Raw genomic sequence first — 18,737 nt, 5'->3', positions numbered from 1 at the left:
TTTTATGGCTGTTTGGGGTGGTGAGCGGATGCGGTATCGCTACTTCATCAGCTTCTTCACCTCGTCGCTGGCCAGCGCCTTGTTGAATTTGTCCCGCGCCTCTTTCCCCTTGGCGGAGTTGGTAAAGCAGACGTGGAGGGACTTGTCCTCGAGGATCTTGCCGTTGAAGCCGAGGTTGGCGGCAACGTCCTTGAGCTGGGGATCGCTCTCCAGCAGATAGGTCATCACATTCTGGTCGATAACCGCCAGATCGAGCCGACCGTTGCCGAGCTTGAGCAGGTTCTGGCTGTCCGAGCTGGTGGCATCAGCCGAGAGTGCCTTGCTGGCCACTTTTTCGTCGAACTCGGTGGTATTCACATAGCCGGTGACGACACCAATTTTCTTGCCCTTGAGGTCATCAAGGCTCTGCCAGGTGACCGGCTGATCGGCTCGCTGGGCAAAGCCGAGAGGGCCGTTACCTATGGGGTCGGAGAAGAGGCAACTGCTCTTGGGGTCGAGATACTCGGGGAAATAACCCAGTACCTCGGGGTTGTTGGTCGCCTCGTCCACGGCCCGTTGCCAGGGATAGAACTTGATAGTCAGCGGGTCGCCAGCCAGGGCAAAGGCTGCGGTCACCACCCGGCTGCTCTTGCCCTGTTCAGGGAGGCTGGCGCTGGTGTAAGGGGGCCATTCAAGGCTGGTCAACACCGCCGCCTGAGCGGCCGACATGCCGAACAAGGGAAGAGTGGCCAGGGCGAGGTGCTTCCATTTCAGGCTCATAGAGATAACTCCTTGTGGTCAAACACCCCTTAAAGATAGCCCCCGGTGTCGATTGCGGATGCCGGCCATGGCTGACCGGCATCCGTGCCAGCTATTTATTGTCGATATTTTCCGACTGCCAGAGGGCATAGCCCTTGCCGAAGGCCGTGGTGGGCAGATCAATCTGCATCAGGTCGTTGCCGATGACGAAGGGGCCCGAGTAGCGGGCGCGCAGATCCTGCGCCAGATCTTTGACCCTGATCTTGCCGTTGAGGCCGATATGGCTGAACACGGTCAGCACCGGTTTGGCTTCGTTCATTACCCGGGCCGCCTGCTCGGGGGAGGCGAGGTGACCTGCGATCGCCTTGTAGCCGGGGTTGGCCTTCATCTGCTCGGCAGAGGTCATGGAGACGCAGTGCACCAGCAGATCGGCCCCTTTGGCCTGCTTCACCACTTCGGGGCTGTAGCGGGTATCGCCGGAGAGCACCACGCTATGGCCGTGGTAGTCGATGCGATAGCCGAATGACGGCTTGATGTTGACTCCGTGGTCGTTGTCAAAGGCGGTTACCTTTACCCCGTCATGGTTGTAGACCACCCCGGCGGTGACCTCGTGGCTGTTGATCTCCACCCCGTCCAGCGGCGTTCCCTCATCCTTGACCCGGGTGGCGATGTCGGTGGCGTAGGCCTGCTGCAAGCCACGGGCGAGAGCTGTGGTGCCTTTGGGGCCGTAGAGTTCCATCGGCGCGTGGCGCTGGCCATAGGCCGGTTGCAGCCAGCCGGTCAGCCAGAGATCCGCCAGCCCGTTGGTGTGGTCTGAGTGAAAGTGGGTGAGGAAGAAGGCGTTGACCCGGCCGATGGGGATATGCAGCTGCCATAGGCGAGTAGCGGAGTTGCGGCCAAAATCGAACACCAGCTTCTGGTTGCCCGCCTCGACCAGGGTGCTGTAACCGCCCCGGCTGATCTGGGGCACCGGAGTGCCGGTGCCGAGCAGGCTGACCCGAAAGATATCGGGCCGGGCTTGAGTTGCTGAGACTGGGGTCTGATCGTGGTTGCTGATAAAGCTGCTCTCGGCGGCCTGATTGGCGCCGCTGGCCAGCAGACCGACCAGTAATGCGGCCAGATAGGTACTTTTCATGGGAATTTATCCTGTGGGGGAGGGATGGCATCACTGTATTGGCAACTAAAAGTTGAATAAATTGGCTAAAATCCATTTCTTACTGAACTTTTGGTTGTGAATTGGGGCCCTAGTCGCGGGCCAAACGGCCTTGAAACGGGCAAAAAGGAGGGGTTGTGGACCGATTGACCAGCATGCGTATCTTCACCCGGGTGGTGGATCTCGGCTCCTACAGCGCGGTGGCGAGCGAAGAGGGGATCAGCGCCCAGATGGTGGGCAAGCATGTGTTTGGGCTGGAGCAGTGGTTGGGGGGCAAGCTGTTTCACAAAACCACCCGCCAGCAGACTCTCACCGAGCTGGGCCAGCTTTTTCTCGCTCGCTGCCAGCGGGTACTGGAGGAGCTGGCATTGACCGAGTCGCTGACCCAGAACCTGCTGGCCGAGCCGGCCGGACGGCTGCGCATCGCCGCCCCCCTCAGCTTTGGCCACCACCGGCTGGTGCCGCTGCTGCCCGCTTTTATCGACCGCTACCCCAAGCTGGATCTGGATCTGCAGCTCACCCCCCGCTGGGTCGATCTGGTGGAGGAGGGGTTCGACGCCGCTATCCGCACCCTGCGCCCGCAGGATGAGGCGCTGATTGCCCGTCCGCTGCTGACCCAGCACTACCGGCTCTGCGCGGCCCCTGACTACCTCAATCGCCACGGCGTACCCCGTCATCCGGCCGATCTCGCTCGCCACCAGTGCCTGCACGGCAACTGGGGGGAGCACGAGCGCTGGCAGTTTGTTGGCGAGGATGGCCAGAGCGAGGAGGTGCGGGTCGCCTCGCGCCTGCGCATCAATCACTGGCCAGCCTTGTTGACGGCTGCGCTCTCGGGGGCTGGCATCACCTTGCAGCCCTCCGAACAGGTGCGTGAGCATATCGCTGCGGGGCGTCTGCTGCAGCTGCTTGGTCGCTATCTGAGCCCGGCCAAGACCCTCTACTTCATCTATCCGGCGGCGCGGCGGCAGGTGCTCAAAATCACCCTGCTGGGGGATTTTCTGGCCGAGTCCCTGCAAGCTGAGCCCGAGCCTGAATAAAAGGCTGCATATTCTCGCCACCGCGCTTAACCATCGTGCTTAACAAAGGGGCGGAGCAGGCCTAACATGGCGGAATGTTTTTCTAGTCGGGACAAAAGGATATGTCTGGGTTGAAAAAGGATCTCGGGCTCTGGCAGGGGATGGGGCTGCTCGCCACCTCGCTGCTCGGCACCGGGATCTTCGTGGTACCGGCGACCGCCGCCTCGCTGGCGGGTGAGGCCTCGCTCTGGGCCTGGTTGCTGCTGATTGCGCTGGTGCTGCCCATCGCCTTTACCTTCGCTCGCCTCGGCCGTCGCTATCCCCATGCGGGCGGCGCGCCGCACCTGATTGGCCTCGCCTTTGGCAACGGCGCCGAGCGCTTCTCCGCCTTCCTGTTTCTGGCGGTGCTGCCGGTGGGGCTGCCTGCCGCCCTGATGATTGCCGCCGGTTTCTGGCATGCCCTGTTCGAGATGGGGGAGTGGACCCTCTGGGCCATCCAGCTGCTCACCCTGCTCGGGGTCTTTCTGCTGGGGCTGCGCGGGGCGCGATCTTCCGGCAACCTGCAACTGCTGATTGCGCTCGCCATTCTGGGGCTCACCCTGCTGATCTGGTTCAAGGGGGAGGTGAGCTGGCGCGATGCGGCCCGGCCGCTGCCGAGCGCGGACGAGTGGCCCCCTATGGCTACCGCGCTGGCGGTGATGTTCTGGTGTTTCGTCGGGCTGGAAGCCTTCGCTCACATGGGGGAGGAGTTCAAGCGACCGGAGCGGGACTACCCCATTGCCCTGCTCGGCGGTGTGCTGCTGGCGGGGCTCATCTACTGGGTGCACTCGCTGGTGGTGCTCAAATACGGTCTCTACGGCGATGAGGCGAAAAACGCCACCGCCATCCCCTCCCTGCTGGCGCTGTTGTTCGGCCCCACCGCCAAGTGGCTGGTGGCGGTGCTCGGCTACCTCTCCTGCTTTGCCAGCATCAACATCTACATTCAGGGCTTTGCCCGGCTGATCTGGAGCATGGCGCGGGAAGGCAAGTTGTCCCCCTCGCTGGCCGTGCTCACCGCGCGCGGCGCGCCGCTGCGGGCGCTCACTCTGGTGCTCGCCATCTGCCTGCTCTGCATCACCCTCATCATCTGGCTGCGACTGCCCCTTGATGAGCTGATCCGCTACGCCAACGGCAACTTCGTGCTGGTCTACCTGCTCTGCATGGCGGCGGGCTGGCGCCTGCTTGGCGGGGTTGGCAAGGGGCTGGCTGGGGTGAGCGTGCTGCTCTGCGCTCTGGTGCTGGTGGCGCTCGCCTCCCAGGTGCTCTATGCGGTAGTGCTCACTCTTGGCTACGGCGGCTTCTCGTTGTGGCGGCGTCATCTGCGCCGCAGTCGTCAGCAGGATGCGCTCCCGGTAGCGAAGTAACGTCTCCCCGATGGTCGAAGAAATGAGAAAGCCCTGATGTTCAGGGCTTTTTGATTCCGGCATATGGGATGTTCATATGAATACTAGTTGGCACGCTATTTGCCGAAAAGTGCGGTGTCGGATCAACTCAACGGCGATTTATAGCCAAAAAAAGTGGGATCCAGCTCGCGTTTTGCTTAAAGTGATCCCTTCCGATCCCGGTGGTCGGAATGCCCGCAAGGATGCCCTTCAGACGTAAACAGGATGGCCTGGCCAGACTGACTCTCAGAGATGTGATTGCTTCGGTTCTCTTTTTATCTGTCACCTGTGGTGATAGCGCCTTGTTCCGTTCAGTCAGCCCGGGTTTTGCGTCTCTCTCATCGTGCATTGTCACCATCTGCAGCGAGTGAATCATGAGCGAATCGGTTTTTGAGATCCACGACTGGACCCTGAGCGTTGACGACAACATGTTGTGTCGCCCCGACCGCGAGGTCTACCTCGAACCCAGACTGGTCAATCTGTTGCGGTTTCTGGCCCATAATGCCGGCACCGTGTTTGGCCGCGATGCCCTGATCAACGAGGTGTGGGATGGCGCCGAGGTGACCGATCAGGTGGTGACCCAGTCCATCTTCGAACTGCGCAAGATCCTCAAAGATGGTCGCACCGATGCGACCGACTATATCGTCACCGTACCCAAGCGCGGCTACAAGCTGGTGGCACCGGTGCGGCCGCTGCAGGTGGTTTCCGTGGTGATGGCGGACGAGCAGCCTGCTCCTGCGGTCAATACCGCTCTCTCAGACAACCCGACGCTCTCCGATCTGAGCCCGCCCGTGGCTGAGCAGGATGATGATGCACAGCCCAATGTCGCGCCTTTTCCCGCCGGGCCCCTGACCCGCGCCATCTCCACCCATGCCAAGGATGCCCGTAGCCGCTGGAAGATGGTGAGTTTCGATATCTTCGTTGCCATCGTGCTGATCGCCATTGTCAGCATGCTCAGCTACCAGCACACCAGCCCCCAGGTGCATGCCATGCTGGATCCCAATCTGCTGGTGTTCCGCTTTCACTCCGGTATGGATGACAACAACGAGAACGTTCGCCTCGCCGATGGCATTACCCGCGCCCTGATGGGGGAGGTGGCCGTGGCTACGCCGCTGCGGGTGCAGTACGGCGCCACCACTCTGATGGGGGGCATCATGCCCGGCAAGGAGCTGAGTGTGCGGGTCACCCGCCAGCCGCGCGGCACCTATCTCGATCTGGAGTATCGCAATATCAACACCAACCGGGTGCTGTTCAGCCATCAGTACCAGCTCAGTCGCCACAGTGTGCACGGCGTGTTGCAGGCCAGCAGCCAGGATCTGCTGCGCGCCCTCGACCAACCCGATGCCGAGCCGGGGATGGGCTGGCCGACCGATGATGCCTCCCTGATGGCGATGATGGAGGCGCAGTACTACATCAACAGCCGGGATCCGGTCGCCCTCAAGCGCGGCATCGATCTGCTGGAGCAGGCGCTGATTGCCCATCCGGATCAGCCGCTGCTGTTGGCGGAGCGCTATCTGGCGGGCGAGGCGCTGGCCACCCTGGCGGGCAAATCCGAGAGCGAGCGACTGCAGGGGATTGGCACCCATCTCGCCAGCGTGGTGCAAAACAGCGGCGCCCTGCCAGCCCGGGTGTGGGAGGCGTTGACCCTGCAGGCGATCCTCAACGGCCAGCAACAGCAGGCCAACTATCTGCTGGAGAAGGCGGCGAGTCGCGGCCGCTCGGTGCTCTATTACATACTGCAGGGCAAGCTGGCGGAGCTGGATGGTCGCCCCGAGGCGGCGGGTGATGCCTACAGTCAGGCCTTCCTGATGGAGGCGACCGAGCAGACCTATCTGCTCTGCCAGCAGCTCGGTTTCTACAGCAATATGGAGAGCCTCACCCCGGCTCTGTTCAATGCGCTGGGCCAGAGCAAGGTGAAGCTCTTCTAACACCGCAGTGTTGGTTCTCCCCCGGTCGGTGCGGTTGCCGACCCCATCCACAGGCTGCCTTCGGGCGGCCTGTGCTGTTTCTGCTTGTTTCAATCCTGCTTGTTTGCCACCGGGGATAGTCGCTCTGGTACGGCCGGATTTATCCCTCGCAGCTCCCCACTATCCCCATTTGCCTTTGTCTTGCACGCAGCATTTGCGGCACTCGCGTTTGTTCGGCTTTACGCCGTATGCAGCTTGTGACATCTGCTCATTGTTGGCGGCGGGATAAGCTGTCCGTCACGACCCATTTCTCATTGCTGACCGGTTATCGCCGTTGTGCTTTACCTCTGAGTTTGGATTGTGATGAGCCGAGCGAAGGGGAAAGCAGGAGGTGAGCGGCCACTCAGGGTGATGGTCAGCTGGGCGTTCGGATGGTTACAAGGGGAGGGGGCGCAATGGGAGCTGCTTTATCCCGGGTTTATCTGGCCAAAAATATCAAGACGGCGAGATAAGGGGGTTATCAAGGGGAAAAATTGGGCGGAAGGATATCAAGGTTTTATCAAGACGGCTGTGTGATGTGATGTCAATTGACTGTTTTTAAATGGTTTTTATCAAAAGTGACTAGGCAGCGAAAAAAGTTGGCTCATATTTTTATCCGTTAGCTGGTCTTTATGTTTTCCGGGGATGAGAGGCCTAGTCTGTGCCCATTCTTTGGCGGGGCGTTCCGCCAAATGTGTATGTGACGACCCGACCTTTTATAGAACCGGAGATCTTATGTCCCTAGATACGAGCAAGAAGATTGGCCTTATCGCCTGTACAGGTGTGGTGGCCGGCAACATGATGGGGAGTGGCATCGCGCTGCTGCCTTCGGCACTGGCCACCATCGGCTCCATCTCTGTCTTTAGCTGGGCAATCTGTCTGGTAGGCGCCATGGGCCTCGCCTTTGTCTTCGCCCGCCTTGCTACCAAGAACCCGCAAGAGGGTGGCCCCATTGCTTACGCTGGCGAGATCTCTCCGGTGTTCGGTTTCCAGACCGGTGTGCTTTATTACCACGCCAACTGGATCGGTAACCTGGCCATCGCCATTACCGGTGTCTCCTACCTCTCGGTCTTCTTCCCCATTCTCAACAGCCCGATCCCGGCCGCCGCAGCCACTATCGCTGCCGTCTGGATCTTCACCTTCGTCAACCTGCTTGGCGGTAGCTGGGTGAGCCGACTCTGTACCCTGGGTCTGGTGCTGATCCTGCTGCCGGTTGTCGGTACTGCGGTGATGGGTTGGGGTCATTTTGATGCCACCGTCTACAGCCAGAACTGGAACACCACCAGCGGCAGCGACCTGCATGCGGTTATCAGCGCCGTGCTGATCTGCCTCTGGTCCTTCGTCGGTGTTGAATCTGCCGCCGTCTCTTCCGGCATGGTGAAGAATCCCAAGCGTACCGTACCGCTCGCCACCATGCTGGGTACCGGTATCGCGGGTGTTATCTACATCCTCTCTACCCAGGTGATCAGCGGCATGTTCCCGGCCGGTGAAGTGGCTGCCTCCGGCGCCCCGTTTGCCATGGCCTCTTCCGCCATCTTCGGTAGCTGGTCTGCACCCTTCGTCTCTGCCTTCACCGCCCTGGCCTGCTTCACCTCGCTCGGTTCCTGGATGATGCTGGTAGGCGAGGCGGGCAAGCGTGCCGCCAACGACGGCAACTTCCCGAAAATCTACGGCGAAGTGGACAAGAACGGCGTAGCCAAGAAGGGTCTGATCCTGGGCTCCCTGAAGATGACTGCCCTGATGGTTGGCCTGACCGCCTTCACTTCCCAGTCCGCTCACGCAGCCGATCTCTTCAACGTGCTGACCACAGATGCGGTGCTGCTGACCATGCTGCCCTACTTCTACTCCAGCATTAACCTGATCCGCTTCGAGGGCATGACCTCCCGCAGCATCGGCGCCATGATCTTCTCCGGTGTGGCCTGCGTCTTCTGTCTGGTAGCCCTGATGGGTGCCAAGGGTTCCAACCTCACCGCTACCTTCGTGGTGTCGCTCATCATCCTGATGTTCTACGCCAAAAAACAGGGTCTGCGTCAGCACGACGCCCTGCTGAAAGAACAACCCAGCAACTGATTCCCCCTTTTATCTTCCGAGCGCTCTTCACTCACCATCCCTGATGGAGAGCGCCCCTTTACGTGTGGAGCATTACGATGAATATCATTGCCATCCTCAACCACCTCGGCGTTTTCTTTAAAGAAGAACCCATTCGCCAGCTGCAAGCCTCCCTCGAGCGCAAGGGTTTCGAGGTTGTTTATCCGGTCGACGTAGCCGACCTGCTGAAACTGATCGAGAAGAACCCCCGCGTTTGCGGCGCCATCTTCGACTGGGACAAATACTCCCTGGGTCTGTGCAAGGAGATCCACGATCGCAACGAGAAGCTGCCGATCTTCGCCTTCGCCAACGACCAGTCCACCCTGGACATTCACCTGACCGACCTGCGTCTGAACGTGCACTTCTTCGAGTACCGTCTCGGCATGGCCGACGACATCGCCCTCAAGATGGGTCAAGCCACTCAGGAGTATCAGGACGCCATCCTGCCGCCGTTCACCAAGGCGCTGTTCAAGTACGTGGAAGAGGGTAAATACACCTTCTGTACTCCGGGTCACATGGGCGGTACCGCCTTCCAGATGAGCCCGGCCGGCAGCATCTTCTATGACTTCTATGGCCCGAACGCGTTCAAGGCTGACGTCTCCATCTCCATGCCGGAGCTGGGCTCCCTGCTGGATCACTCCGGTCCGCACAAGGAAGCCGAAGAGTACATCGCCCGTACCTTCAACGCCGATCGCTCCTATATCGTTACCAACGGCACCTCCACCGCCAACAAGATCGTCGGCATGTACTCCGCGCCGGCCGGCAGCACCGTGCTGGTTGACCGCAACTGCCACAAGTCGCTCACTCACCTGATGATGATGAACGACGTGACCCCGATCTACTTCCGTCCGACCCGCAACGCCTACGGCATTCTGGGTGGTATCCCGCAGAGCGAATTCAGCCGCGACACCATCGCTGCCAAGGTTGCCGCGACACCGGGTGCCCAGGCTCCCCGTTACGCCGTCGTCACCAACTCCACCTATGATGGCCTGCTCTACAACACCGGCTTCATCAAGGAGAGTCTGGATACCCCTTACATCCACTTCGACAGTGCCTGGGTGCCTTACACCAACTTCAGCCCGATCTATGAAGGCAAGTGCGGCATGAGTGGCGAAGCGATGCCGGGCAAGGTGTTCTACGAAACCCAGTCCACCCACAAGCTGCTGGCGGCCTTCTCCCAGGCGTCGATGATCCACATCAAGGGTGACGTGGAGGAAGAGACCTTCAACGAAGCCTTCATGATGCACACCTCCACCTCGCCGCAGTACGGCATCGTGGCATCGACCGAGATCTCCGCTGCCATGATGCGTGGCAACACCGGCAAGCGTCTGATCAAAGACTCCATCGAGCGCGCCATCTCCTTCCGCAAAGAGATCAAGCGTCTGCGTGATCAGAGCGAAGGCTGGTTCTTCGACGTATGGCAGCCGGACAACATCGACACCGTCGAGTGCTGGAAGCTGGATCCGAAAGATGACTGGCACGGCTTCAAGGACATCGATGACAACCACATGTACCTGGATCCGATCAAGGTCACCCTGCTGACTCCGGGTATGGGTCGTGACGGCAAGCTGCTGGAGAAGGGTATCCCTGCCTCTCTGGTCTCCAAGTTCCTGGACGAGCGCGGCATCGTGGTCGAGAAGACCGGCCCCTACAACATGCTGTTCCTCTTCTCCATCGGTATCGATCAGTCCAAGGCGATGCAGCTGCTGCGCGCCCTGACCGAGTTCAAACGTGGTTATGACCTGAACCTGACCATCAAGAACATCCTGCCGAGCCTCTATCGTGAAGACCCGAGCTTCTACGAAGGGATGCGTATCCAGGAGCTGGCGCAGCGCATTCACGAGCTGACCAGCAAGTACCGTCTGCCGGAGCTGATGTTCAAGGCGTTCGACGTACTGCCGGAGATGAAGATGACCCCGCACGCTGCATGGCAGCAAGAGCTGGCCGGCAACGTGGTGGAAGTGCCGCTGCGTGACATGGTTGACCGCATCAGCGCCAACATGATCCTGCCGTACCCGCCGGGAGTTCCGTTGGTACTGCCGGGCGAGATGGTGACCCAGGATTCTCTGCCGGTGCTCGAGTTCCTCGAGATGCTGTGCGAGATCGGTGCCCACTACCCGGGCTTCGAGACCGACATCCACGGCCTCTATCGTCAGGCCGATGGCAGCTATACCGTCAAGGTGCTGCGTTAATCGACAGTGACAACAGTCGAAAGTGACAACAACGGGCCGCAAGGCCCGTTTTTCCCTCCGGAATTCCTGTTCTTATTGCGTGAGTCGCCAACCATGAAGCGAGTGCTCTCCATTCAATCCCACGTAGTCTTTGGCTGTGCCGGCAACAGCGCCGCCGTTTTTCCCATGCGTCGCCTCGGGATCGAGGTGTGGCCGATGAACACGGTGCAGTTCTCCAACCACACCCAATACCGCGAAGGCTGGCAGGGGATGGTGATGCCCGGCGGCCATATCCGTCAGCTGGTAAACGGCCTGGCGGAGATCGGTGTGCTGGCCGAGTGCGATGCGCTGCTGAGCGGCTACCTCGGCTCGGCCGAACAGGGGGAGGAGATCCTGGCTGCGGTGGCCCGGCTCAAGGCGATCAATCCGGCCGCCCTCTATTTTTGTGACCCCGTGATGGGTCACCCCGACAAGGGGTGCATAGTGGCACCCGGCGTCGCCGATTTTCTGAAACATCGGGCACTGGCCTGCGCCGATATGCTGGCCCCCAATCTGCTGGAGCTGGAACAGCTCACCGGCCGCGATATCCGCAATGTGCCGGAGGCCATCGAGGCGTGCCAGCAGCTGCGCGCGCAAGGGGTCAAGCTGGTGATGGTCAAGCATCTGGGCAAGGCCGGTTTTGCCATGGACCGCTTCGAGATGCTGCTGGTGTGCGATGAGGGGACCTTTCACCTCTCCCGCCCGCTCTACCCTTTTGCTCGCCACCCCATCGGGGTGGGGGATCTGCTGAGCGCCACCATGCTGGCCAATCTGCTGGCCGGTTGTACCCCGGTAGCGGCGTTCGAACTTACCAACGCCAGCGTGGATGCCGTGCTGGCTCGCACCTGGCTGGCGGGGGCCTACGAGCTTCAACTTGTGGCGGCCCAGCACGAGATGGCGCTGCCGCAGGTCTCCATCCGGGCGACCCGCCTCTGAGTTGGTTACGCCAACAGCAGAAACAACAAAGCCCTGATCATCAGGGCTTTTTATATTTCAGATGTCGGGAGAGGGCTTAGTCTTGCGGGCTTTTGAGCGCCTTGACCACATCCTCTTTGGGCTCCAGCTCCTTGACCTGATTGAAGATCTCCAGCTCCCCTTGCGGGCTGACGGTGTAGGCATCGGCATCCTGATAGCTGCCGCTGCCAGCGCTCTCGATGATGACCACCAGCTCGGGCTGCTTGTCGCCATTCAAATCGACCAGTTTCAGCTCCCGGATAAAGCCGTTACGGGCCATCACCTTGCCATCCTGAAACTCATCCAGTGGAAACTGGGCGTTCTGGCCCGAATAGAGCCGCACGTCATAGCTGCCGATGGAGGCGGGCTCACCGGCCCCCTGCGCCACCCGGATCACCTGCCCGGAGGGGAGGGTCAGTTGCTTGCTAAATCCCTCTTCGGCTTGTGCCGCCAGCGGCAGGGTCAGCAGCCCTGCCATGATCAATGCTCTGTTCATCTTGCAACCTCTTGCAGTCTGTTGAGTGCGGGCTCCCGGGGAGCCCGCCGTGATGCTGTTACCAGATCTTCACCCGCTTCTGGGGCGGCAGATAGAGTTTGTCCCCCGGCTGGATGTTGAATGCCTCATAGAAGGCGGGAATGTTCGGCACCACGCCATTGACCCGGTACTCGGGGGGCGAGTGGGGGTCGGAGCGCAGCAGCATCTGCATCAGCTCGGGGCGATACATCCCCTTCCACACCTGCGCCCAGCCGAGGAAGAAGCGCTGTTCGCCGGTAAAGCCATCCAGCACCGGTGCCTCCTTGCCATCCAGTGACAGCTCGTAGGCCTTGTGGGCGATGGTGAGGCCACCCAGATCACCGATGTTCTCCCCCAGGGTAAACTGGCCGTTGACGAACTGGCCGTTGATGGGCTCGAAGCGGTTGTACTGGGCCACCAGACGGCTGGTGCGGAAGCGGAACTCCTTGAGATCCTGCGGTGTCCACCAGTCGCGCATCATGCCGTCGCCGTCGGATTTGGCCCCCTGATCATCAAAACCGTGGCCCATCTCGTGGCCAATGACCCCGCCGATGGCGCCGTAGTTGACCGCATCATCCGCCGTCATGTCGAAGAAGGGGGGCTGCAAGATGGCCGCCGGGAAGACGATCTCGTTGTTGCTCGGGTTGTAGTAGGCGTTCACCGTCTGCGGCGACATGTGCCACTCGTCCCGATCGACCGGTTTGCCGAGGCGCGCCAGACTGTCTGCGTATTCAAAGGCTTGCGAGCGTTGCAGGTTGCCCACCAGATCATCCGGTTTGATGGCGATGGCGCTGTAATCCTTCCACTTGTCGGGGTAGCCGATCTTGGGGCGGAACTTGGCCAGCTTCTCGAGTGCCTGCGCCTTGGTCTCGGGCGACATCCAGTCGAGCTCCTTGATGCTCTGGCCGTAGGCGGTGCGCAGGTTCTCCACCAGCTGCTCCATCCGCTCCTTGGCCGCTGGCGGGAAGTAGCGGGCCACATAGAGCTGGCCGACCGCTTCACCCAGATGATCGTTCAGCACCCCGAGCGCCCGCTCCCAGCTGGCGCGCTGCTTGGGCGTGCCGCTCAGGGTGGTGCCGTAGAAGGCGAAGTTGGCGCGGTCGGTCTCGCTGTCGAGATAGGGGGCGTAGTCGGTCAGCAGTTGCCACTTGAGGTAGGCCTGCCAGTCGGCGATGGGGGTCTGGGCCATCACCTGATCCAGCGCGCTCAGATAGGTCGGCTGACCGATGATGAGCTCCGGCTGGCCAGCAATGCCCGCGGCATTGAGATAAGCCTGCCAGTCGAGATGGGGGGCTAGCCGTGCCAGTTCACTGGCGGGGCGCTTGTTGTAGTTCTTCTCCCGATCCCGCAGGGCGACGTTGTCCCACTGGATGGTGGCGAGCCGGGTTTCGAGGGCCAGAATCCGTTTGGCCTTGCCGCTCGGGTCAGATTCCCCGAGGCGGCTCAGCATGGCGGCGATATGCTGCTGGTACTTCTGGCGCAGGGCCTGACTGTCGGTATCCTGCTTGAGGTAGTAGTCCCGATCCGGCAGCCCCAGTCCACCTTGATAGAGGTAGACCGCATAGCGGTCGGGGGATTTGGCATCGGCGTCGATCCAGATGCCGAACGGCGCGCCGCCGCCCATGCGGCCACTTTGGGCAAAGGCGCGGGCCAGCGCGGCCTGATCACCGATCCGATCGATGTCGGCCAGCGCCGGTGCCAGCGGGGTGAGCCCCTTGGCGTCACGGCTAGCCTGATCCAGATAGCTGGCGTAGAGATCGCGGATCTGCTGGGTCGGCGTGCCGGTGGCGGCCTCCTGCTTGGCCAACCCCTCGACCAGCACCCGCACATCGGCGAGGGATTTGTCCCGCAGCATGTAGAAGGCGCCATCGGCGGGGCGATCGTCGGGGATCTTGGCGGTGGCTAGCCACTTGCCATTGACGTAACGGAAGAAGTCATCGCCGGGTTTGACCTGGGTGTCCATATTGGCCAGCGCCAGCCCGGAGTGTTTGGGGGAGTCTTGCGGTGCCTGACTACAGCCAGCCAGCAGGGCCAGTCCAATCAGGCCGGCCAGTAAGCTTTTCTTATTGTTCATCTTGTTTGATTCCAATTCCGATTGTTTGCTTCCCTGCCCATCTTCCTTGCTCCAACCGGTTGTGCGACCGCCTTGCGGCCAGCCTGGTGGAGAGGGCGGGCGAGCCTCACTCTAGCAGCAGGGTTGCAGCTTGATAAGCCCGACTCTGCTAAGATCGGCCGGTCCGTTTTGGGGAAGCCTATGATTTCTCATCTTTATTGTCGCTTTTGTCTGACTATGCCAGCGCCGGAAGGTTCCACCGGTCTGCTGGTGGCCTTCAGTGGCGGCCTCGACTCCACCCTGCTGCTGGTGCTGGCGGCGCAGTATGCCCGCGAGCACAGCCTGCCACTTCGCGCCCTGCACGTGCACCACGGCCTCAGTCCCCATGCCGATGAGTGGGTCGCTCATTGTGAAGCCGTGTGTCAGCAATTGGCGGTGGAGCTGCTGGTCGAGCGGGTGACTCTGGCCCGTGGCAATGGCGAGAGTCTGGAGGCGCAGGCTCGCACCGCCCGTTACCAGCGGCTGACCGCCCGGATGCGGGAGGGGGAGTGGCTGCTCACCGCCCACCATCAGGACGATCAGCTGGAGACCCTGCTGCTGGCCCTCAAGCGCGGCGCCGGTCTGCGCGGCCTGGCGGGGATCCTGCCAAGCCAGCCCTTTGCTGGCGGCCTGTTGCTGCGTCCGCTGCTCGATATGAGTCGCGCCGAGCTGGCTGAGGCGGCGGCCACTCTTCCCTTTGGCTGGGTGGAGGATGAGAGCAATCAGGATGTGAGCTATGACCGCAACTTTTTGCGCCAGACGCTTATCCCCCAGCTCAAGGCGCGTTGGCCCGCCATGGCCCAGACCGCGGCGCGCAGCATGGCCCTGTGCGCCGAGCAGGAGGCGCTGCTGGATGAGTTGGCCGAGAGCGACTGGCAGCTGGCGGGCGAGGGGGAGGCGCTCCATATCGGCCCGCTGCACGCCCTTTCACCCACCCGGCGCAACAACCTGCTGCGCTACTGGATCCGCCGTCAGGGGGGCGAGATGCCATCCCGTGAGCAGCTTGCCCGGTTGTGGCAGGAGGTAGCGCGGGCGCGCGGCGATGCCAATCCCCAGCTCAACTGGGGGCGCCAGAGCTGCCGCCGTTTTCAGGAGCGACTCTATCTGGTGAGCCCTGATTTGCAACCCTGTCATCAGGTGTTGCCGGTCACAGTGGGTGAGCCGCTGACCCTGCCGGACGGGGTGGGCGAGCTGGTGGTGCGTATGGCGGAGTGCGGCGAGGGGCTGCTGCGTGCCCCCCGGCCGGACGAGCCGCTCTCGGTGCGTTTTCAGGTAGCGCCCGGGATCCCCCTCAAACCGGTGGGGCGAAGCGGTAGTCGGCGGATGAAGAAGCTGCTGCAAGAGTATGGTGTTCCCTCGTGGCAGCGGGGGCGCATCCCCATCCTCTACTATGGCGAGCAGGTGGCGGCGGTGGTGGGGCTCTTTGTCTGCGACGGTTTTATGGCACAGGGTGCCGGGCTGGTCTGTCACTGGCTGGAGGGCGGTGCAGCTCCGGTTTTGCCCGAGCAGGATCTTGCCTGAGGTGATCGGTGTGAGCGGGGACCCCCAAAAAAGAAGCTCCGGTCACATGGCGCGCATGTGCCGGAGCAAAGAAGAGTTCGGGATTATTCGTTAGGGCTGGCCTTGCCTGCTTTCTTGCGGGCGTAGAGGTGACTGTCGGCCGCCTCGTAGAGGCTCGGCACATCGACCCCGGATTGCCAGCTGGCGGCGCCAAGGCTGCATCCGACCGAGAAGGTGCTGAGCTCCTTGTTGGTCATCAACATATGCTGCAGTCGCAGCCAGACCGGGCGCCACGCCTCGGGTTCGGCCGGTTGCAGCAGCAGGGCAAATTCATCTCCCCCGAGCCGGAAGGCTTGATCCGTGCTGCGGATACACCCCTTGAGCAGCTGGGCGAAGCGACTCAGCACCAGATCCCCCACCGGATGGCCCCAGGTGTCATTGATCTGCTTGAAGCGATCGAGATCCAGCAGCACCAGCACCAGACCATGTGGCTCGCGGCTGTGCTGCTCGATGGCGCGACCGATAGCCTCGTCAAAGTAGGAGCGGTTGCCAAGGCCGGTCAGGTGATCGAGCCGGACCAGCTGATCCAGTTTTTCCAGCCGCAGATAGAGGGGCAGCAGCAGGCAGAGCAGCTGATGGTATTGCATCAGTACCCGTTGCTGGCTGCCGCTCAGCGGATGTTCCAGCTCGTAGTGGAGCTGGCCGAGCAGCTGGCCATGCTGACCGCGCAGCTCGAACGGATAGTTGTGCAGGTTGAGGGTGGCCAGCGGCGGGTGCTGGATCAGCACATGGGGCTGGCCACAATCGAGGTAGAGACCGTGGATCCTGACAATTCTTGCCGCACGATCGGCAAAAGTTGTCAGCAGACCGCCGAGATCGCTCTGCCCCAACAACTGCTCGAGCAACTGGTTGCGTTCAATGCTGGGCAACGGCGTGAGCCGCTCCATCTGGCGAACCCACTGCTCGATGCCATGGCTAAAGCCATTAAGTGACGACGTATTTTCCATGGTCTTCCACCTGTAACACCTGACTACTGTCTCCTCCCTGCAATTGGCATGCCCAATATATCTTTCCTGCCCGCCAGATCGGCTGACTAAGCTTAAGTCGATAAAAGGAGAGGAAAATTTGTACACCGACCTGTTGATCCTGCTGTTCGCCGCCGTCCTGCTGGTGGCAACTTTCCGGCGCCTCGGCTTGCCGGTGATCCTCGCCTACCTGATTGCCGGCGTCTTGCTCGGCCCCCACGGGCTGGCGGTGATCACCGGCCAGTCGATCATGCAGACCATTGCCGAGCTGGGGATCGTCTTTCTGATGTTCTCGCTGGGGCTGGAGTTCTCCCTGCCGAAACTACTGGCGATGCGCCGGTTGGTGCTGGGGGTCGGGATGTTGCAGGTGCTGCTCACCTCGTTGCTCTTTTTCGCCATCGGCTGGTGGTGGGGGCTGGGTCTGGCCCAGTCGCTGGTGGTGGCGGGGACGCTGGCGCTCTCCTCGACGGCGGTGGTGATCAAGCAGCTCGGCGAGCAGAAGCAGCTCCATACCCGCCGCGCCCAGCTGGGGGTGAGCGTGCTGCTGTTTCAGGATCTGGCGGTGGTGCCCCTGCTGGTGATGATCCCGATCCTCGCCCAGCCGGAAGTGCAGGGGAGTGCGCTGGCCGCCGAGATCGCCTGGGCCACCCTCAAGGGGCTGTTTGCCCTCTTCACTCTGCTGGCGGTGGGCAAGTGGTTGCTGCCGCTGCTGTTTCACGAGGTGGCGCGGGCCCGCTCCGACGAGCTTTTTGTGCTGAGCGCCCTGCTGGTGGCGCTGCTGGCCGCCTACATGACCCATTCGCTGGGGCTGTCGATGGCGCTGGGGGCGTTTCTGGCGGGGATGATGCTGGGGGAGTCCCACTACCGTCATCAGCTTGAGGTAGACATCAAGCCCTTTCGCGATGTGCTGATGGGGCTCTTCTTTATCACCATCGGCATGGCCATGGAGTGGGAGCTGGTGGCGCGGGCTTGGTGGCAGGTACTGATCTGCGTGGTGTTGCTGGTGCTGTGCAAATCCCTACTGGTGCTGCTGGCCGGGCGGCTGATGGGGGAGCGAAAGCGCGACAGCATGGCCGCCGGCATCATGCTCAGTCAGGTGGGGGAGTTCGGCTTCGTGCTGCTGGCGCTGGCGCTCCACCACGGCTTGCTGGATCAGCAACTAGTCTCCCTGCTGATCGGCATCGGCATCATTTCCATCGCCATGACCCCCTGGCTGGTGACCCAGGCCCATTCGCTGGCCCGCAGCCTGACCGATCCGGCGCTGCTGACCCGCTCCGAGGTGGCCCAGTCGGGCCTGAGCAAAAACCAGCATGTCATCATCGCCGGGTTTGGCCGGGCCGGGCAGACCTGTGCCCGTTTCCTCAAAATCGAAGAGATCCCCTTTCTGGCCCTCGATCTCGACCCCGAGCGGGTGAGCGAGGCCAAGCTGGCGGGGGAGCAGGTGGCCTTCGGCGATGCCAGCCGCCGCGATATTCTGCTGGCTGCCGGGCTGCTGCGGGCACGGCTGGTGATCATCACCTTCGATGATCGCAAGCGGGTGGAGGCGATGCTGGCACTGATCCGCGAACTGGCGGGGGATCTCAAGGTGCTGGTGCGTACCCGGGATGACAGTTTTCTGGAGCAGTACAAGCAGGCGGGGGCGTTTGAGGTGATCCCTGAATCCCAGGAGGGGGCCCTGATGCTGGTCTCCCACCTGCTGCTCAACTGCGATATCCCCATCGGTCGGGTGATCCGCCGGATGGAGCTGGAGCGCAGCAGCCAGTATCGCTTCCTGCACGGCTTCTACTGGGGGGATCAGAGTGCCAGCAATCTGGAGGCGGATCAGCTGCTTGAGCGCCTCCATCCCCTGTTGCTGCACGATCAGGCGTGGGCAGTAGGTCGTGAAGTGCGCGAGCTGCTGCTCGATGAGGTGCGGATCAAGGAGGTGCAGCGCGGGGATCAGAGTCTGGAGCCCAGACCCGAGCTGGTGCTGGCGGCCGGTGACCGACTGATCCTGTTTGGAACCGTGGTGGCGATGGAGCAGGCGGAGCAGCGTTTGCTGGAGGGGCGCTGAGTCCCCTTGCTCTCATCGGCAGCCTCC

General features: G+C 61.8%; 13 protein-coding genes. 8 read left to right on the top strand and 5 right to left on the bottom strand.

Annotated elements, in window-relative coordinates:
• Positions 1 to 39: 39 nt before the first annotated feature.
• Positions 40 to 759 carry a substrate-binding periplasmic protein gene (locus WBR25_RS15360; protein ID WP_064338522.1) on the bottom strand — a complete coding sequence of 240 codons (720 nt, stop codon included), beginning with the start codon at positions 757 to 759 and terminating at the stop codon, positions 40 to 42.
• A 91-nt stretch (positions 760 to 850) separates the two neighbouring features.
• A complete protein-coding gene (locus WBR25_RS15355) occupies positions 851 to 1,873 on the bottom strand; it encodes an MBL fold metallo-hydrolase (RefSeq protein WP_479748542.1) in 1,023 nt (340 codons plus the stop codon).
• Between the two features lie 155 nt (positions 1,874 to 2,028).
• Between WBR25_RS15355 and WBR25_RS15350 the strand changes: the two genes are divergently transcribed.
• The 6 genes from WBR25_RS15350 (at position 2,029) to pdxY (ending at position 11,508) form a co-directional block, all read left to right on the top strand.
• Positions 2,029 to 2,928, top strand: a complete 900-nt coding sequence (locus WBR25_RS15350) for a LysR family transcriptional regulator (protein ID WP_479748540.1) — start codon at positions 2,029 to 2,031, stop codon at positions 2,926 to 2,928.
• Between the two features lie 101 nt (positions 2,929 to 3,029).
• On the top strand, positions 3,030 to 4,310 hold the full coding sequence (gene yjeH, locus WBR25_RS15345; RefSeq protein WP_479748538.1) for an L-methionine/branched-chain amino acid transporter: 1,281 nt from the start codon (positions 3,030 to 3,032) through the stop codon (positions 4,308 to 4,310).
• A 392-nt stretch (positions 4,311 to 4,702) separates the two neighbouring features.
• The gene (gene cadC, locus WBR25_RS15340; protein WP_021229174.1) at positions 4,703 to 6,256 is read left to right on the top strand and encodes a lysine decarboxylation/transport transcriptional activator CadC; all 1,554 of its coding nucleotides are present in this window, start codon (positions 4,703 to 4,705) and stop codon (positions 6,254 to 6,256) included.
• A gap of 753 nt (positions 6,257 to 7,009) precedes the next feature.
• Positions 7,010 to 8,344: a cadaverine/lysine antiporter gene (gene cadB / locus WBR25_RS15335; protein ID WP_216948159.1), complete on the top strand. Its 1,335-nt coding sequence runs from the start codon at positions 7,010 to 7,012 to the stop codon at positions 8,342 to 8,344.
• 77 nt (positions 8,345 to 8,421) lie between these two features.
• Entirely contained in the window at positions 8,422 to 10,554 is a 2,133-nt protein-coding gene (locus WBR25_RS15330) for a lysine decarboxylase CadA (RefSeq protein ID WP_479748535.1), read from the top strand.
• Between the two features lie 93 nt (positions 10,555 to 10,647).
• Positions 10,648 to 11,508: a pyridoxal kinase PdxY gene (pdxY, locus tag WBR25_RS15325; RefSeq protein ID WP_346201022.1), complete on the top strand. Its 861-nt coding sequence runs from the start codon at positions 10,648 to 10,650 to the stop codon at positions 11,506 to 11,508.
• 76 nt (positions 11,509 to 11,584) lie between these two features.
• Here the strand turns inward: pdxY and WBR25_RS15320 are convergent, their stop codons facing one another.
• Positions 11,585 to 12,022 carry a PliI family lysozyme inhibitor of I-type lysozyme gene (locus WBR25_RS15320; protein ID WP_236381403.1) on the bottom strand — a complete coding sequence of 146 codons (438 nt, stop codon included), beginning with the start codon at positions 12,020 to 12,022 and terminating at the stop codon, positions 11,585 to 11,587.
• A gap of 58 nt (positions 12,023 to 12,080) precedes the next feature.
• Positions 12,081 to 14,114: a M13 family metallopeptidase gene (locus WBR25_RS15315; RefSeq protein ID WP_479748533.1), complete on the bottom strand. Its 2,034-nt coding sequence runs from the start codon at positions 14,112 to 14,114 to the stop codon at positions 12,081 to 12,083.
• A 180-nt stretch (positions 14,115 to 14,294) separates the two neighbouring features.
• On the opposite strand from WBR25_RS15315, the gene tilS reads away from it, so the two are divergent.
• Positions 14,295 to 15,653, top strand: a complete 1,359-nt coding sequence (gene tilS / locus WBR25_RS15310; RefSeq protein WP_479748532.1) for a tRNA lysidine(34) synthetase TilS — start codon at positions 14,295 to 14,297, stop codon at positions 15,651 to 15,653.
• Between the two features lie 83 nt (positions 15,654 to 15,736).
• On the opposite strand, the gene WBR25_RS15305 is transcribed toward tilS, so the two are convergent.
• Positions 15,737 to 16,639, bottom strand: coding sequence for a GGDEF domain-containing protein (locus WBR25_RS15305; RefSeq protein WP_150997080.1), 903 nt, complete (start codon positions 16,637 to 16,639; stop codon positions 15,737 to 15,739).
• 118 nt (positions 16,640 to 16,757) lie between these two features.
• On the opposite strand from WBR25_RS15305, the gene WBR25_RS15300 reads away from it, so the two are divergent.
• Positions 16,758 to 18,710 (top strand): cation:proton antiporter domain-containing protein, encoded by a 1,953-nt coding sequence (locus WBR25_RS15300; RefSeq protein ID WP_479748530.1) that lies wholly within the window; start codon positions 16,758 to 16,760, stop codon positions 18,708 to 18,710.
• Positions 18,711 to 18,737 lie beyond the last annotated feature (27 nt).

The sequence above is a fragment of the Aeromonas sp. MTB genome (assembly GCF_056632455.1).
Note: the sequence above shows the minus strand (reverse complement) of the source record. Positions and strands in the feature narration are given on the sequence as shown.

Bases quoted from the DNA above. Each gene is read 5' to 3' on its own strand.
- WBR25_RS15360 (WP_064338522.1), bottom strand. From the start codon at position 759: ATGAGCCTGAAATGGAAGCACCTCGCCCTGGCCACTCTTCCCTTGTTC.
- WBR25_RS15355 (WP_479748542.1), bottom strand. From the start codon at position 1,873: ATGAAAAGTACCTATCTGGCCGCATTACTGGTCGGTCTGCTGGCCAGC.
- yjeH (WP_479748538.1), top strand. From the start codon at position 3,030: ATGTCTGGGTTGAAAAAGGATCTCGGGCTCTGGCAGGGGATGGGGCTG.
- cadC (WP_021229174.1), top strand. From the start codon at position 4,703: ATGAGCGAATCGGTTTTTGAGATCCACGACTGGACCCTGAGCGTTGAC.
- cadB (WP_216948159.1), top strand. From the start codon at position 7,010: ATGTCCCTAGATACGAGCAAGAAGATTGGCCTTATCGCCTGTACAGGT.
- WBR25_RS15330 (WP_479748535.1), top strand. From the start codon at position 8,422: ATGAATATCATTGCCATCCTCAACCACCTCGGCGTTTTCTTTAAAGAA.
- pdxY (WP_346201022.1), top strand. From the start codon at position 10,648: ATGAAGCGAGTGCTCTCCATTCAATCCCACGTAGTCTTTGGCTGTGCC.
- WBR25_RS15320 (WP_236381403.1), bottom strand. From the start codon at position 12,022: ATGAACAGAGCATTGATCATGGCAGGGCTGCTGACCCTGCCGCTGGCG.
- WBR25_RS15315 (WP_479748533.1), bottom strand. From the start codon at position 14,114: ATGAACAATAAGAAAAGCTTACTGGCCGGCCTGATTGGACTGGCCCTG.
- tilS (WP_479748532.1), top strand. From the start codon at position 14,295: ATGATTTCTCATCTTTATTGTCGCTTTTGTCTGACTATGCCAGCGCCG.
- WBR25_RS15305 (WP_150997080.1), bottom strand. From the start codon at position 16,639: ATGGAAAATACGTCGTCACTTAATGGCTTTAGCCATGGCATCGAGCAG.